Genomic DNA, 16,290 nt, shown 5'->3' with positions numbered 1-16,290 from the left:
CCAGCGAGGAAAGGCGTCCATGACCGCCGCACCCGACCCGTCCTCGCCCCGGCCCGGCCGCAACCTGACGCACGCGATGCTCGACTCCATCGGTCGGGCGATCGTCACCGGTGCCTATGACGACACGGCGTTCCCGACCGAGGCGCAGCTGACCGAACAGCACCGGGTCAGCCGCTCGGTGACGCGCGAGGCGGTCAAGATGCTGACCGCCAAGGGGTTGCTCAGTGCCCGCGCGCGCGTCGGCACGGTGGTCCAGCCCTCCGCGTCGTGGAACCTGTTCGATACCGACGTGCTGCGCTGGCTGCTCGAACGGACGTTCTCGGTCGAGTTGCTCAGGCATTTCACCGAGCTGCGGCTCGCGATCGAACCCGAAGCCGCCGCGCTCGCCGCACGCCATGCGCAGGCACACCAGCACGACCGGATCCGCGACGGCCTCGACCGGATGAAGCGCGCCGAGACCGGCGGCGACGACCCGCTCGATGCGGACATCGCGTTCCACGTCGCGATCCTGCAGGCGTCGGGCAACCCGTTCTACGCCCAGCTGCGCGAGATGGTCAGCACCGCGCTCAAGACCTCGATCCGCTTCACCAACGGCATCGCCGGCCGCAGCGCCAACATCCGCGATCACGCCGCGGTCTGCGACGCGATCAGCCGCGGCGAGCCCGACGCCGCCCGCATGGCGATGCGGACGCTGATCCAGGACGTCCTCGACCTGATCGACACCGTCGACTAGCCACCGCACCGCTGCGCCGGCCGCTCTCCGATCCTCCCCCGCCAGGGGGAGGTGGCGCCAAAGGCGACGGAGGGGGCGGACCCGGAACGCTGGTTACCCTTGCCACCCGCTCCGCTGCCCCCTGGCGGGCAAGGAACAAGGGACCGGCAACATCCGAACACCGCCTCTCCTCTCGACGAAACCCGACCCGAACTCCCATTCGGCAATTTATCATATTATTACTTGCCGTCACACAATGTGGTGATACTGTAACGACCGTCGCACTTCGCAATGGAGGCGATTTCCAGGCGTGCCGAACGAGCAACGCCGGACAACAACAGGGAACCGGCGTGCCCCGCACGACGGTAAAGGGAGAGGATAATGAGCATTCGCAAGAATGTACGCGTGCGTATGGCCGCGACCGTGTCTTGGACTATGTTGGGCGTCGCGCTGGGATCGCCCGGAACCGCTTGGGGGCAAGCGAATCCGGGGCGTCCGGGTAGCAGCACGTCGGACGTCGGCAGCAGCGGCGCGACGAACGAAGACATCGTCGTGGTCGGATCGCGCGCCAGCCAGCAATCCGCCAATAATCGCAAGAAGTCCGCCAAGACCGCGACCGATTCGATCGTCGCCGACGACATCGGATCCTTCCCCGATCGCAACGTCAACGAAGCCATTTCACGTATCCCCGGCGTCGCGCTCGGCCGCAACGAGTTCGGCGAGGGCGATTCGGTCGCGGTGCGCGGCAACGGTCCCGACCTGACCCGCGTCGAACTCGACGGTATCGGCGTGCAGAGCACCACGGGCCTTGCGCTCGGACCCGGCGGCGGCCGCAGCGCCGATCTGCGCGAACTGCCCGCCGAGCTCGTGAAGAGCGTCGACGTGGTCAAGGGCTCGACCGCGGACATGACCGAAGGGTCGCTCGGCGGCACCGTGCAGATCAAGACGCGCACCGGGCTCGACTTCGCCAAGCCGTTCCTCTCGGTACGCGCGGGCGCCGGGCAGAATTCGCTCGGCCGCGACTGGACGCCCGACGGCAATGTCGTCGCCGCCACCCGGTTCCTCGACAACCGCTTCGGCATCATCACCAGCGGCAGCTATTCGAAGCTGCAGAACAACGGCCACGGGTTCGAGAACACGACGAGCAACAACCGCGGCTACGCCCGCCTGTTCGACTTCGACCAGTCGCCCGAAAAGACGTTCGCGTACAATCCCGCGACGATCGGCACCGACGCCGCCGACGTGGTGTTCGCCAACAGCACCGAGACGCCGCGCTCGCTCGTCACCAAGTCCGCGGGTGCCCAGACCAAGGCGCAGTGCCTGACGCTGTTCCCCAACAATCCGACCGGCTCCACCGCGCAGCGATCGCAGCGGATCCTCGAACAGCAGAGCTGCCTCAACCAGTGGAACGACGCGACGCCGTCGCTGATCCGCAACTTCATGAACACGCAGACCGACCAGCGCTACGCGATCGACAGCCGGATCGATTTCCGCGCCACCGACGAACTGACGCTGTTCGCCAAGGGCACGATCGGCAACCGCAAGGTCCACGACCAGAACCGCAGCCGCAATCCGGTCAACCTGTTCAACCAGAACCTCAACGGCACCTTCGTCGATACCGCGACCGGCTACCCGCGCGTCCGCAGCGTCGCGCCCAACGCGCCCGCCGGTTATTATCTCTACGACGGGCTCAACAACGTCGCCAACAACGCCACGATCGGCAACGTCCTCAACGTCGTGCCCGGCAGCATCAAGGTCGACGCCGAGCACAACGTCACCGCGATGACGCTGACCAACAACGCCGTGAACATCGACCAGATCGAGAACACGATCGATACCAAGACCAAATATGCCCAGACCGGCGCGGAGTATCGCGGCGAGCGGCTGGAAATCGACGCGATGGCGGGCATCACGATCGCCAGCTCGAGCCGCAACGACAAGCGCACCGCGCGCAGCTACGCCTATGGCAATGCGGATCTGAGCCTGCAGCCGAACGGCCTGTGGGACGTCGCGCTGCCGTCCAACTACGACGACACAAACCCCGCCAATTTCGTCCAGCTGAACCCGGCGGCGTGCATCGGCGGCGGCACCGCGCCCACCTGCGTCGGCCAGGCGGCGGTCGCGGCAGGTCCCAATGGCCCGGCGACGCCGGTCTACACCGTCGGCCAGCTGCCGCTGACGACGCCGTCGTTCGGCGTGTCCTACTCGCCCGCGCTCGGCGAATCGTCCGAACGGATCGCCAAGCTCGATATCAGCTACAATACCGACGACCTGATCCCGTTCATCAACCGCGTGAAGTTCGGCGGCATGTACCGCAAGAACAAGCTCGATCGCTGGGGCGGCGGCGGTTACACCGTGGCGAGCGCAGTGGGCACGTTCGGCCAGCCCGGCTATGTCCCCGCCATCACCGTGCCGACCGTCAACGTCCGCGGCACGTTGCGCGCCTGTCAGCCGACCGCCGGATCGTCCGCGGCGAACGGCCTGTCGTGCAACTACGGCTTCGTACCCAGCACCAATCCCCTGAACGTCCGTTCGGGCGTCGACACGCTGACGCCGCAGCAGCTGGTGGAGCTGTTCGGACGGACGCTGGAAGCCAATGATTCGCAGTATTTCGGCGACTTGCCCAACCGCGGCAACCTGCCCGACGCGTGGCAGGGCATCCGGACCGACCAGCTGTTCTCGGAGCTCGGCGCGGCGCAGTTCATGAACTTCGACTGCCTCAAAAGCTGCACGGGCAGCGACGGCAAGGTCTATGACCAGCCCGTCACCCGCGTCCGCGAAGAGATCAAGAACGTCTATGCGATGGCCGATTTCGAACAGCAGCTGCCGTTCGGCCTGCTGTTCAACGGCAATGCCGGCGTCCGCGGCGTGTTCGCGACCGTCAAAGGCTCCGCCTTGCTGACGCTCACCTCGATCCGTCCAAACGCCAATTTCAACCCCATCGACCCGAACAACGCCGGCGGCATCACCACGCAGAGCTTCAGCCAGAACGTGACGCTCAACGCCAAGACCTCGGACTGGCTGCCGTCCGCCAACTTCAACCTTTGGGGCTTCAACGAAAGCCTGGTGTTCCGCCTCTATGGCGGCAAGACGGTGGCACGGCCGTCGATGGACCGGCTGATCTCCGGTGGCACCTGCATCATCGACGAGCGAACACTGCTCGACACCTCGGCCGACGACATCTTCGGCTGCACCGGCCGCGTCGGCAATCCGGGTCTCAAGCCGTTCACCGCGTGGAGCTACAATGCCAGCCTCGAATGGTATCCCAACGCGGATACGCTGTTCTCGGTCGCCTATGGCAAGCTCGACGTGAAGATCGGCAATCCGATCGCGGTGTCGAAGATCGCGACGCCGTTCGCGGGCAGCACACAGGTCGACCCGGCCACGGGCAAATCGATCGCCGACTATGAATTCAACTACCCGACCTACGACAACGGTCCGGGCTACAAGCGCGACATCTGGGAGTTCGCGGTCAAGACCGCGTTCACGCAGCTTCCCTGGATTTTCAGGCACACCGGGGTCGACAGCAACCTGTCGATTCTCGCCTCGGCAGTAACCTCGGGCCAGCAGGACCCCGAAACCGGCGACGTGATGTCGCCGCCGAACGAGTCGCGCTACTACATGAACACGTCGATCTGGTATGACGACGGCAAGCTCAACATCCGCCTCGCGCACCAGCGCCGCAGCGCGACCTTCAACTGCATCACGCCGTGCGGCGGCAATACCGGCGACATCAACTATCCCGGCGAGCAATGGACCAACGTCCGCCTCGTCGCCCCCGGCTACAACCCCGGCGTGCCGCGCTTCACCGACAGCACGACGTTCATCGACGCCAAGATCTCGTACAACATCACCCGCGGCATCCAGATCTATGCCGAGGGCCGCAACATGACCCGCGAGGCGCAGACTGCATCGACCGGCAAGTACGTACCCTTCGCGGACGGCACGCCCAAGCTGATGCGCCTGACCTATGGTGGCCGCCGCATCATGACCGGGGTTCGCATCCAGTTCGGCGGCAAATAACGACCACGGCAGGCGTGGGGGGGTGCGATCCCTAACGCCGCGGTAACCCTGTTCGGCAACATCGCGGCCAGCAGATCGGGCTAGATTGCGCGGGTGACTATGCCAGCCTCCCCGCCGTCGACGCCGCGACCCGCCCCCGCGGCCATCGGCTTTCGGACCCTTGTCGGATTCGCGGAAGGGGCCGATCCCGCCGAATGGGGCCGCATCCGGGCGACCCAGCTGACCGCGGGGCGCAAGCTCGCGCTGTTCCTGCTGGCGGTAAACCTGGCCGCGGCCGCCGCCACGGTCGTCCTGATGGCCAGGACGTCGCCATTGTGGGTGCTGCTGTCCTGGGGCGCGGTCGTCACCGCGGTCGCCACCACGGTCGCATTCCGCCGGCTCGCCACGCGCCACCGCGGCGACGGCTATGCGACGGTGCACGAGATCCGCAACACCGCGTCCGACGGCATTTGCCTGGCGGCGGTCTGGTCGGTCGTCCCGCTCTACTTCTGCGCGCAGGCGTCGCCGGGGACCGCCGCGGGGCTGGGTGTCGTCCTGACCATCCTGATGACCGCGGCCAGCGTCGCCATGGCGCCGCTGGTGCTCGCGACGCTCGCGTTCCTCGCCGGGCTGGGCCTCGCGATCTGCGTGCAGCTGGCGGTCGCCGACACTTATGGCGCGACGCTCGGCAGCGCGATCTTCACAATGCTGCTGATGGCGGTGTGCATCAACCGCGCGCGTTCGCTCGTCGTGATCCGTGCCGCCGAGATCACGCTGCAGGAGCGCGACGAGACCGTCAGCCTGTTGTTGCGCGAGTTCGAGGAGACCCGCGCCGACTGGCTATGGGAAACCGACGCCTCGCGCCGGGTGGTCAAGGCATCGCCGCGCTTCGCCTATGCCTGCGGGCTCGACCCGATCAGCATCGACGGCATGCCGTTTTTGCAGGTGCTGGCGGGGCCCGGCTGGGAGACCGGCGAGTTCTCCGCCGGCCTGCGTGCGCTCGCCGAGAAGCTCAAGGCGCGCGAGAGCTTCCGCGACCTGCGCCTTCCCGTCCAGATCGAGGGCGAGGAACGCTGGTGGCAGATCTCGGCGTCGCCGCGGTTCAGCGACCAGGGCAAGTTCTGCGGGTTCCGCGGCGTCGGGTCCGACGTCACCGAACAGCGTGCCTCGTCCGACAAAATCAATCGCATGGCGCGCTTCGATACGCTGACCGGGCTGCCCAACCGGCTGATGATCAACGAGACGCTGGTCCGTGCGATGGCCGAGGCGGAGAAATGGGGCGGGCGCTGCGCCTTCATGATGCTCGATCTCGATCGCTTCAAGGCGGTCAACGACACGCTCGGCCATCCGATCGGCGACCGGCTGCTCGGGCGCGTGTCCGAACGGCTCGGGCAGCTGACGGGCGACATCTCGCTGTGCGGACGGCTCGGCGGCGACGAATTCGCGGTCGTCATCCGCGACGCGACCGACGCCGCCGCCGTCGAACGCCTCGCCCAACGCATCATCGACGCCCTCTCCCACCCCTACGAAATCGATCAGCACACGCTCTACATCGGCGCCAGCATCGGCCTTGCGGTCGGTCCGCGCGACGGGCGCACCGCCGAGATGCTGATCCGGTCCGCCGACCTCGCGCTCTACCGCGCCAAGGACGCCGGACGAGGCGTGTTCCGCACCTACGAACCCGAACTCCACGTCCAGGCCGAGGAACGCCGCGTGCTCGAGATGGCGCTGCGCAGCGCGGTCGAGAAGGGTGAGATGTTCCTCATGTACCAGCCGGTGGTCGACGCCGGATCGGGCCATCTGCGCGGGTTCGAGGCGCTGCTGCGCTGGACCAGCCCCGAATTCGGCCCGGTCTCGCCCGACAAGTTCATCCCCCTCGCCGAGGATGCGCGGCTGATCGCCCCGATCGGCGCGTGGGTGCTGCGCACCGCCTGCGAAGAGGCGGCGACCTGGCCGTCGAACATCCGCATCGCGGTCAACGTCTCGCCCGACCAGCTGCAGAACCCCAATTTCGTCACCACGGTGACGAGCTCGCTGGCGAGCACCGGGCTGTCGGCCGAGCGGCTCGAGCTCGAGGTGACCGAAAGCGTGTTCATGCACGAGGGGCTGGGCGCGACCAAGGTGCTCGAGCGCGTGCTCGATCTCGGCGTGCGGCTCAGCCTCGACGATTTCGGCACCGGCTATTCCTCGCTCGGCTATCTCAGTCGTACCCGATTCTCCTCGATCAAGATCGACCGCAGCTTCGTCCAGGATGCCGCCAAGGGCGTGCGCGAGGCGGTCGCAATCATCCGCGCGGTGGTGGCGCTCGCCAACAGCCTGGGCATGGCCACCACCGCGGAAGGCGTCGAGACCGAGGCCGAGCACCAGATGGTCCAGGAGTTCGGCTGCACCAAGGTCCAGGGCTATTATTTTGGCCGCCCCCTGCCGGTCGAGGAAGCCCGCGCGCTCGCCGGACGCCGCTGGGACGAATTCGCGGCGGCGTGACGCTCGTCCCGTAATTTCCCACTTTCGTCATCCCGGGCTCGTCCCGGGATGACGGCGATGCTCAGCCCAGCATTCCCTGATACGTCGCAGGCGGCAGCGGCAAGGTCAGCCGCGCCGCCAGCCCCCCGCCGAGCACAACGACCAGCGTGACGACGCCCGCGCGCACGATCCCGCGCGGCCACGCCTGTCCATCCGCGAGCAGCGTCACCGCGACCGCCGTCGCGACCATCGGCCACAAATGGTAGCGCAGGTCCGACGCGATGCTCAGCACCGCGAAGCTCGCCTCCAGCGCGATCCCCGATACGAGCAACGCGGTCGCCAAGTCACGCGACGGCGCGCGCACTCGCCGCGCTGCCACCGCCAGTGCGGTCGCTGCAACGACCAGCCAGGCAATCGGCCAGCCGAGCGGCGTCTCGACCACCATCCCGGCCATCGCCTGCCATCCGCGTACGGCTGCGCCAACGCGCCCGAGCGCCAGCGTATTCGGCTCGGGCTCGGCCGGCGGTGCCGCGTTCGGCCAGTGTACCGGCACCAGCCAGCGCTCGGTCGAATTCCAGTGCGCCAGCCGCTGCCGCGCATAGGCGATCGGATGATGCAGCACGGCGTCGGCCAGCATGGCGTAGAGCCGCCCCACCGGCTCTGCGCGCAGCCGCGCCATCACCGCCCCGCAATGCGCGTCGTCGCCCAGCGGATCCCAGAAGAACGGCGTCGCGCAATGCCGCGCGATCACCGCCCGCGCTTCGGCTGCGGTCAGCCCGATATGCGCCCTGTCGGGCACGCGCGCGGCGATGCCGGCGAGGTCGTACAGCGCCTGCGTACGTTCGACCCCGCTCGGCGCCGCGCCGAGCATCCGATGATTGATCAGAGGCGAGACGACCAGCACCGCCAGAACGGCGACCAGTCCGATGGCCACCCGCATTACGGGCCGGACCGCGATCATCATCACGGCAAGCGGCACCACCAGGAACACCGCGTTCGCGCGCACCAGCAGGGCATAGCCGAGCAGCAGTACGATCGCCGCGATCGCGACCGGCGGGATACGCCGGTCGCGCAACCGCCACCACGCGACCAGCCCGGTCGCGGCCAGCACCGCGCCCACGAGCTGCGCATCCTTCAGCACGACGATCTGCCAGCCGAGAAACGGCGGCAAGGCGCCGATGCAGAGGAGGGCGATCGCACGGCGCCGCGCCCTCACCTCGCCCAATGCCGCGGCGATCAGCCCCAATCCTGCCCAATAGGTCGCAAGCTGCACCACCAGCATCGGCGCCGCGCCCGGTCCGATCGGTGCGAACATAGCCCACAACCGCGCCATGACCGGGGGGTGCCAGTCGTCGTACCGGCTCGACAGCACCTGCCGGTACTGCGCGACGGTGTCGTACATCGCCACTCCCGGCCACGCCGCTGCGAGCGACAGGACGAACAGCAGCACGGCGGCGATGCCGTATCGCCAGCGAGGAGAGAGCCTTGTCATAAATCCTCCCCCGCCAGGGGGAGGTGGCAGGCGCAGCTTGACGGAGGGGGCGGTAACGACGGCATGCGTTTCCTACCCTCCCACTCCGTCACCTCCGGTGCCACCTCCCCCTGGCGGGGGAGGATCGCGCTCCACGGCTATCGATCAGTAATGGATCGCCCGGCCGTACGCCGCGAGGACGCTCTCGTGCATCATCTCGCTGAGCGTCGGGTGTGCGAACACCGTCTCCATCAACTCGGCCTCGGTCGTCTCGAGCTGGCGCGCGACGACATAGCCCTGGATCAGCTCGGTGACTTCGGCGCCGACCATGTGCGCGCCGAGCAGCTCGCCGGTCTTCGCATCGAACACGGTCTTTACAAAGCCCTCGGCCTCACCCAGCGCGATCGCCTTGCCGTTGCCGATGAACGGGAATTTCCCGACCTTCAGCTCGTACCCGGCTTCTTTGGCCTTCGCCTCGGTCATGCCGACGCTCGCGACCTGCGGGCGCGAATAGGTGCAGCCCGGGATATTGGCCTTGTCCATCTGGTGCGGGGACCCGCCGGCGATCTTCTCGACCGCGATGATGCCCTCGTGGCTCGCCTTGTGCGCCAGCCACGGTGCGCCCGTCACGTCGCCGATCGCCCAGATGCCCTCGACGTTCGTGCGGCCATAGCCGTCCGTCTTGATGTGCCCGCGGTCGGTCTCGACGCCCAAGGCCTCCAGCCCGATATTCTCGGTGTTCGGCACGATGCCGATCGCGATGATCGCGTGGCTGAACGTCTCTTCGGTGACCTTGCCGTCCTTCGCCTTGATCTTCGCGGTGACGCCGTCCGCGGACTTGGCGAGGCCCTCGAGACCCGTCTGCGTGAGCAGCTTGATCCCCTGCTTGGTCAGCGCCTTGTCCATGAACGCGGAGACTTCCTCGTCCTCGACCGGCAGGATCCGCGGCAGCATCTCGACGATCGTGACGTCGGCGCCCATGTCGTTGTAGAAGCTGGCGAACTCGACGCCGATCGCGCCGGAGCCAATGACCAGCAGCTTGGTCGGCATCTCGGTCGGCACCATCGCATGGCGATAGGTCCAGATCCGCTCGCCATCGGCCTTCGCGAACGGCAGGTCGCGCGCGCGCGCACCGGTCGCGACGACGATGTTCTTGGCTTCCAGCTCGACGGTCTTGTCGCCCTGCTTGACGCTGAGCTTGCCCTTCGCGGTAACGGTGCCGACACCTTCGAAGACCGTGACCTTGTTCTTCTTCATCAGGCCCTTCACGCCCGCGTTGAGCTGGCCAGCAACCTTGCGGCTGCGGTCGACGACCTTGGCGAGATCGAACCCGACATTGTCCGCCTTGAGGCCGTAGCTCTCGGCGTTCTGCATGTAGTGATAGATTTCCGACGTGCGCAGCAGCGCCTTGGTCGGGATGCAGCCCCAGTTGAGGCAGATCCCGCCCAGCCGCTCGCGCTCGACGATCGCGACCCTCAGGCCGAGCTGCGAGGCGCGGATCGCGGCGACATAGCCGCCGGGACCGGAACCGAGGATCACGAGATCGAAAACATCAGCCACAGCAACAATCCTTCTTGGAATTTCAAGCGGTCAGCGGGGGAACCGGCCGCGGCTTGCGATCGTCGCCGACCGCCACGAACACGAAGCGCGCCTGCGTCACCTTGCAACTGTCGTCGCTGTGCCGCGCCCGGCGCCAGGCCTCGACCTCGATCGTCATCGACGTCCGGCCGACGGCAGCGAGCGTGGCATAGACCGACACCTCGTCGCCGACGACGACCGGCATGTGGAACTTCATCGCGTCCGCGGCGATGGTGACGGCGCGACCACCACTGCGACGCGACGCGACCGACCCGGCCGCGAGATCCATATGCCCCATCAACCAGCCGCCGAAGATGTCGCCATAGGGGTTGGCGTCGGCCGGCATCGCGGTGACGCGGATCGTCGGCGCGATCTCGGGAGGAAAATCGGTCATCGTGCGGCCTTGTCCTGCATCCAGGCACGCCGCAGCGGCCCGATTCCCATCAGAAGCGTCGCGACCATCGCGCCGAGCCCACACCACCAGATCACATCCCACCCCAGCGGATAGGACCATGCCGCGGTCCAGGTGATCGCGACCGCCGCGACCAGGCCGGCCAGGACGTGCAGCGCTTCGACGAGGGTGTTCTTCATCGTCACGGCGCGCGGTCCCCCCTTCCGTTCGTGCTGAGCGAAGTCGAAGGGCATGCCCCGGGCGGGGATGCTTCGACTTCGCTCAGCACGAACGGCAAGAGAGGGTGGCAACGCACGCGTGTCTTACGCCAGCATGCCCAGCGGCTTCTCAACCAGCGCCTTGAACGCCTTCATGAACTGCGCACCGTCCGCGCCGTCGATCGCGCGATGGTCGAAGCTGCCGGTCGCCGACATGACGGTCGCGATGCCGAGCTCGCCGTCGATCACGTACGGACGCTTCTCGCCCGCACCGACCGCCAGGATCATGCCCTGCGGCGGATTGATGACCGCATCGAACTGCGTGATCCCGAACATGCCCATGTTGCTGATCGAGGCGGTGCCGCCCTGATACTCTTCCGGCTTCAGCTTGCCTTCGCGGGCCCGCCCGGCCAGGTCCTTCATCTGCGTCGCGATGCTCGACAGCGAGGCGGTGTCCGCGCCGACGATGATCGGCGTGATCAGGCCCGAGGGCGTGCTCACCGCGACCGAGATGTCGGCGCGGCTGAACGTGATCAGCTGGTCGGGCGTGAACATCACGTTGCACGACGGCACCTGCATCAGCGCCACGGCCTGCGCCTTGATCAGCAGGTCGTTGACCGACAGCTTGACGCCGCGGCTCTCCAGGCTCGCGTTCAGCTCGCCGCGCAGCTTCAGCAGCGCGTCGAGGCGTACGTCCACGGTCAGGTAGATGTGCGGAACGGTCTGCTTCGACTCGGTCAGGCGCCGCGCGATCGTCTTGCGCACGTTGCTGAGCTTGGTCGCCTCGTGCGGCACGTCGGGGATCGCGGCAGGCTTCGCAGCCGCGACGGGCGCGGGTGCGGCCGGTTCGGCAGCGGCTGCAGCGGCCGGCTTGGCGGGTGCGGCACCGGCCTTCGCGCCGTCGATGTCGGCCTTGACGATGCGGCCGTTCGGACCGGAGCCGGTCACGCCACCCAGGTCGACGCCCTTGTCGGCGGCGAGGCGGCGCGCGAGGGGGCTCGCCTTGACGCGCTCGCCCGAGATCGGCGCGGGCGCGGCATCGGCGGGACGGCCATGATCCTCGGCCTGCTCTTCGGTCCGCTCGACGGGCTTCGATTCGCTACCGGTGTCATTGGGATCGGTCGCGTCGGGCTTGGGTTCCGACTCTTTGGCGGCCGGGACGGGCGTTTCGCTGTTTGTCGAGATCGACGACGCGTCCTCGCCTTCCTCGGCGAGGATCGCGATCACGGTGCCGACCTTCACATTGTCGGTACCCTCGGCGACCAGCACCTTGACGATCGTACCCTCGTCGACCGCCTCGAATTCCATCGTCGCCTTGTCGGTCTCGATCTCGGCCATCAGGTCGCCGGACTTCACGACGTCGCCTTCCTTGACCAACCATTTGGCGAGGGTGCCCTCCTCCATGGTCGGCGACAGCGCGGGCATTTTGATCTCGATCGACATGCAAGTCCCCAAGGCATTACGTAACGGCACGCCCAATCGCGCCCTCGCCCGCCCGGGTCAAGGCCCGGGTCTGCGCTTGCCGCTGGAAGCCGGCCTTGCACGGGGGCGATAACCGGGCCACCTAGACCCGATACGGGGACCGACAATGCGCATCTATCTGGTGGTGATCGACGAGAGTCCGGAGGCCGGCATCGCGCTGCGGTTCGCGGCACGACGTGCCGTGAAAACCGGGGGCGGCGTCGAAATCCTGACGATCCTGCCACCCCAGGAATTCATCGCGTTCGGCGGCGTGCAGGCGACGATCGAGGAAGAGGCCCGGCTTCACGCCGAGGGTTTGGTCGCGGGCGCGGCGGGCACGTTGCTCGACGAATCGGGCCTCCGTCCGTCGATCGTGGTACGCGAGGGCGACGGCCCAAAGATCATCCGCGACATCATCGCCGCCAACCCCGACATCGCCGCGCTCGTGCTCGGCGCCGCCGCGACCGGCGCGCCCGGCGCCTTGATCGCGCATTTCTCCGGCACCGACGCCGGCACGCTTCCCGTCCCCGTCATGATCATCCCTGGATCGCTGACGCGCGAAGCGATCGACCGACTGAGTTGAAGGATTTCCGAGTGACCCCATTCCGATTCGCCGCACTCGCGCTGTTCACCGCCACCGGTGCGCAGGCGATGCCGCAAGCCGCGGCACCGATCGCCACCGTCGACATCCCCGCTTCGACGATCGTTCCGACCGAGACCGATCTCGCACGCCTCTACCAGGACAAGGCGCAGGCCGATCCGGGCGGCGCGCAGGTCTGGACCGCCTGCGCCGCTGCCGCGACCAAGCGGAGCGCGAGTCCGACCGAGGCCGACGACTTCGCGGTGCAGATGGCGAAGGTACTGAAACTGATCGTGCCCGACCCGAGCCGCTCGCCCTGCGAGGATGCGATCTCGTCTGCGCTCTGGGCGGCAGCCGGTGGTGCGCGTCCGGCGGCGGTTGCCAGGCCCGCGCCGACCCCGATCGTCAAGCCGGTACCGGCCGCCGAAGCCGAACGCCTCCGCCTCGCCGAGGAAGCCGCCAAGGCCGACGCCGCCGAGCGCGCCCGCGTCACCGACTTCAACCGCCAGGCCGCCGAGCGTGCGAAGGCCGACACCGACAAGATCCTGGCGGACAAGCAGGCCGGTATCCGCGCCCGCGACGACTATCAGGCCGCGCAGGCGCAGTATCAGACCGACAAGGCGCGCGCCGACGCAGCGCTGGCCGCCCAGGCGGAGTATGATCGCCAGATGCGCGACTATCGGGCGAAATACGGGAAATAGCCTTCGCCGGACGACATAAAGCCTCCGTCCTGCCGGGCTCGTCCCGGCATCCAGAGTTGCAAGCGCTATCGCCCGGGACCCTGGATCCCGGGACGAGCCCGGGATGATGGATTTGTCACGGACCCCCTTGAGCGCCCGCCCCGAACCCGCCACCATCGCCGCCATGTCGATCCTCGCCCTCCCGCTGCTCCTCGCAGCCGCCGCCCCGTCCGGCCCTCTCCCCGCCCCCTCGCCGGACCGCCTGAAAGCCACGGTCACGACGCTGGTCGGCTTCGGCACGCGCCACACCGCGTCGACCACCACCGACCCCAAACGCGGCATCGGCGCTGCCCGCGACTGGGCCGCGGCGCAGTTCAAGCAGATCGCGCGCGGCTGCAACGGGTGCATCACGGTCGACCGGATCTCTCGCCCCTTCACAGGCCCGCGTGCGCCGACCGGCGTGGTGGTCGAGGACGTTCTCGGCATCCAGAAGGGTCGCGATCCGAACCGCGTGGTGATCGTCGGAGCGCATATCGACAGCCGAGTCAGCGACGTGATGAACACGACCTCGGACGCGCCGGGCGCCAACGACAACGCCTCGGGCGTCGCACTGGTGCTGGAGGCCGCACGGCTGCTCTCGCGGCAGACGTTCGACGCCACGATCGTCTATGCGGTGTTCTCGGGCGAGGAACAGGGCCTGTGGGGCGCCGAGCTACTCGCAGACACCGCCAAGGCGCGCGGCTGGCGCGTCTCGGCGATGCTCAACAACGACATCGTCGGCAACACCATCGGCCAGGGCGGCGTGAAGATCGACGACCGCATCCGCGTCTTCTCCGAAGGCATCCGCGCGTCGGAGGGCGAGGTCGCGCAACAGGGCCGTCGCGCCGAGGGCGGCGAGGACGATGGCCCCAGCCGCGCGCTGGCGAAAGCGATCGACGGCGTTGCGAAGACGATCCCCGGTGGGCTTGACGTCATGCTAGACCGCCGTCCCGACCGGTTCGGCCGCGGCGGTGATCACGAGCCGTTCCTGAAGCTCGGCTATCCCGCGGTACGCTTCTCGGTCGCCGCCGAGAACTGGGACCGCCAGCACCAGGACCTGCGCACCGAGGCCGGCGTGCCGTACGGCGACACGATCGACGGCATGGACTTCCCCTATCTGGCAAAGGTCACCGCGATCAACGTTGCAGCGATCGCACGCCTCGCCGCCGCGCCGGCGGCACCTGCCGACGTGTCGATCGCCGGCGCCCTGTCGCGCGACACGACTGTCAAATGGAGCGCCGTGCCGGGTGCCGCGAGCTACCGCATCCGCTGGCGCCGCAACGACGCACAGGACTGGACCGACACGCGCGACGTCACCGGCACGACGACGGTCCTGGCTCAGGTGCCGGTCGACGACAATTTCGTCGGCGTCTCGGCGCTCGGTGCGCACGGAAGCGAAAGCGTCGTCACCTTCGCCGGTCGCGAACCGCGCAAGTAACGCTCAGGTCCTCGGCAACCGGCCGGGGACCTGATACGACGTTGCCTGGCTCAGCAGGCGCAGCGCGGCTTTGCGCGCCAGCGCCGCTTCACCATCTTCGACGGCCGCGAATAACTGACTCCGTCCGAATAATATTCGGTGGCGGTCGTCGTGACCGCAGGCGCGGACTGCACGACGATGGTCGTCGTGGACGCGCCGACCGTGGCGCTCGGATAGCCGCTCGTGGTGGTCACCGTCGTCGTGCCATCGGGCGAGACCCACGACCCGCCCGGCGGCGCGCGGTAGACCGGCACCGGCGGCGGGGCGTAGTCGGCGCCATAGCCCGCGCCATACCCGGCGCCTGTTCCGTAGACGGGCGGATAGGGCCTTGGCCGCGGCGGGGCGCGACGGCCGCGGTCCTCGGCCTTGTCGATCGCATAGCCGACGCCCGCACCGGCACCCGCGCCGATCAGCGTACCGGCCAGCCGGTTGCCGCGGCCCGCGATAACGTTGCCCGCGACCCCGCCGACGACACCGCCGATCACTGCGCCACCGACGCCGTTGTCGCGCGGGCGATAGCCGCGATCGTCATACCCGCGATCGGCATAGCCCCGGTCGCCGGGCCCGGCGTACACCGCATCGTCGGCATAGGCGTCCGCATAGCCGCCCTGGTATCCCCCATCCCAGTCGATCCCGCCGACCGTGTCGTACACCGATCCGCGGCCGTCGATCAGCACGGCGTCGTCGTAATACCGCACCCAGTTATAGCCGTTATACGGCTGTGTCAGGCCATAGCCGGCCCAGTCGTTGATGTAGAAGCGCGGCGAGTTCCAATACCCCGGCACTGCCCAGCCCCGCTGCGGGCGACGATAACCGGCCCAGCCGCCGGGGGCGTTCGCGCCGCCCCACCAGCGTCCGCCGATCTTGCTACCCCAGCGTTGGCCCCGAACCTGATGCCCGGGATAGGGCGCGCCAGGTCGCCCCGGCAGCGGCCGGACGCCGGGGCCGCCCGGCTGGGCGACCGGGGTATGACCCACCGGGCGCATCGGCGGTGCCATCGGCGCACGGCCGGGGATGCCGTAGCTCGCACCAGGTCCCGGCTGCACGCTGCGCTGCGCGTCGGCCGATGCGCCCGCCGTCAGTGCCAGCGCCCCGCTCACGATCAAAAGGCTCCGCATCACGCTATCTCCCTGGTTCCGCCGCGTCCGTTCGAGTCCCGGTCGAACGTCGCACACCTTAACGCGAAGCTTACCAAACTCGTTTCATCGGCGGAAGCGG

At 68.1% G+C, this 16,290-nt stretch carries 12 protein-coding genes; 6 read left to right on the top strand and 6 right to left on the bottom strand.

The window, feature by feature from the left end; translation table 11 throughout:
• Positions 1-19: 19 nt before the first annotated feature.
• From FSB78_RS02790 to FSB78_RS02780, 3 genes are all read left to right on the top strand, one after another.
• Positions 20-733 carry a FadR/GntR family transcriptional regulator gene (locus FSB78_RS02790; protein ID WP_147079762.1) on the top strand — a complete coding sequence of 238 codons (714 nt, stop codon included), beginning with the start codon at positions 20-22 and terminating at the stop codon, positions 731-733.
• Positions 734-1,135: 402 nt separating this feature from the next.
• Positions 1,136-4,735 carry a TonB-dependent receptor gene (locus FSB78_RS02785; protein WP_242007947.1) on the top strand — a complete coding sequence of 1,200 codons (3,600 nt, stop codon included), beginning with the start codon at positions 1,136-1,138 and terminating at the stop codon, positions 4,733-4,735.
• Positions 4,736-4,834: 99 nt separating this feature from the next.
• Entirely contained in the window at positions 4,835-7,198 is a 2,364-nt protein-coding gene (locus FSB78_RS02780) for a putative bifunctional diguanylate cyclase/phosphodiesterase (RefSeq protein ID WP_147083968.1), read from the top strand.
• Positions 7,199-7,259: 61 nt separating this feature from the next.
• On the opposite strand, the gene FSB78_RS02775 is transcribed toward FSB78_RS02780, so the two are convergent.
• The 5 genes from FSB78_RS02775 to FSB78_RS02755 all read right to left on the bottom strand — a co-directional run bounded on the left by FSB78_RS02775 (position 7,260) and on the right by FSB78_RS02755 (position 12,278).
• Entirely contained in the window at positions 7,260-8,669 is a 1,410-nt protein-coding gene (locus tag FSB78_RS02775) for a hypothetical protein (protein ID WP_147079760.1), read from the bottom strand.
• Between the two features lie 144 nt (positions 8,670-8,813).
• The gene (lpdA, locus tag FSB78_RS02770; protein ID WP_147079758.1) at positions 8,814-10,208 is read right to left on the bottom strand and encodes a dihydrolipoyl dehydrogenase; all 1,395 of its coding nucleotides are present in this window, start codon (positions 10,206-10,208) and stop codon (positions 8,814-8,816) included.
• 22 nt (positions 10,209-10,230) lie between these two features.
• On the bottom strand, positions 10,231-10,620 hold the full coding sequence (locus FSB78_RS02765) for an acyl-CoA thioesterase (RefSeq protein ID WP_147079756.1): 390 nt from the start codon (positions 10,618-10,620) through the stop codon (positions 10,231-10,233).
• On the bottom strand, positions 10,617-10,817 hold the full coding sequence (locus tag FSB78_RS02760) for a hypothetical protein (RefSeq protein WP_147079754.1): 201 nt from the start codon (positions 10,815-10,817) through the stop codon (positions 10,617-10,619). Before FSB78_RS02760 ends, FSB78_RS02765 begins: the two co-directional genes overlap by 4 nt.
• Positions 10,818-10,940: 123 nt before the next feature.
• Positions 10,941-12,278 carry a pyruvate dehydrogenase complex dihydrolipoamide acetyltransferase gene (locus tag FSB78_RS02755; protein WP_147079752.1) on the bottom strand — a complete coding sequence of 446 codons (1,338 nt, stop codon included), beginning with the start codon at positions 12,276-12,278 and terminating at the stop codon, positions 10,941-10,943.
• A gap of 145 nt (positions 12,279-12,423) precedes the next feature.
• Between FSB78_RS02755 and FSB78_RS02750 the strand changes: the two genes are divergently transcribed.
• The 3 genes from FSB78_RS02750 (at position 12,424) to FSB78_RS02740 (ending at position 15,033) form a co-directional block, all read left to right on the top strand.
• Entirely contained in the window at positions 12,424-12,879 is a 456-nt protein-coding gene (locus FSB78_RS02750) for a universal stress protein (RefSeq protein ID WP_147079750.1), read from the top strand.
• An 11-nt stretch (positions 12,880-12,890) separates the two neighbouring features.
• On the top strand, positions 12,891-13,577 hold the full coding sequence (locus FSB78_RS02745) for a hypothetical protein (protein WP_147079749.1): 687 nt from the start codon (positions 12,891-12,893) through the stop codon (positions 13,575-13,577).
• A 163-nt stretch (positions 13,578-13,740) separates the two neighbouring features.
• Positions 13,741-15,033, top strand: a complete 1,293-nt coding sequence (locus tag FSB78_RS02740) for a M20/M25/M40 family metallo-hydrolase (RefSeq protein ID WP_242008397.1) — start codon at positions 13,741-13,743, stop codon at positions 15,031-15,033.
• A 50-nt stretch (positions 15,034-15,083) separates the two neighbouring features.
• Here FSB78_RS02740 and FSB78_RS02735 read toward each other — a convergent pair whose 3' ends face one another.
• Positions 15,084-16,190 carry an RcnB family protein gene (locus tag FSB78_RS02735; RefSeq protein ID WP_147079745.1) on the bottom strand — a complete coding sequence of 369 codons (1,107 nt, stop codon included), beginning with the start codon at positions 16,188-16,190 and terminating at the stop codon, positions 15,084-15,086.
• Positions 16,191-16,290 lie beyond the last annotated feature (100 nt).

Origin of the sequence: Sphingomonas ginsenosidivorax, assembly GCF_007995065.1 — a bacterium.
GTDB classification, from domain to species: Bacteria; Pseudomonadota; Alphaproteobacteria; order Sphingomonadales; family Sphingomonadaceae; genus Sphingomonas; species Sphingomonas ginsenosidivorax.
The sequence above is the reverse complement of the archived record's forward strand: the minus strand, read 5'-3'. Positions and strand labels throughout refer to the sequence as shown.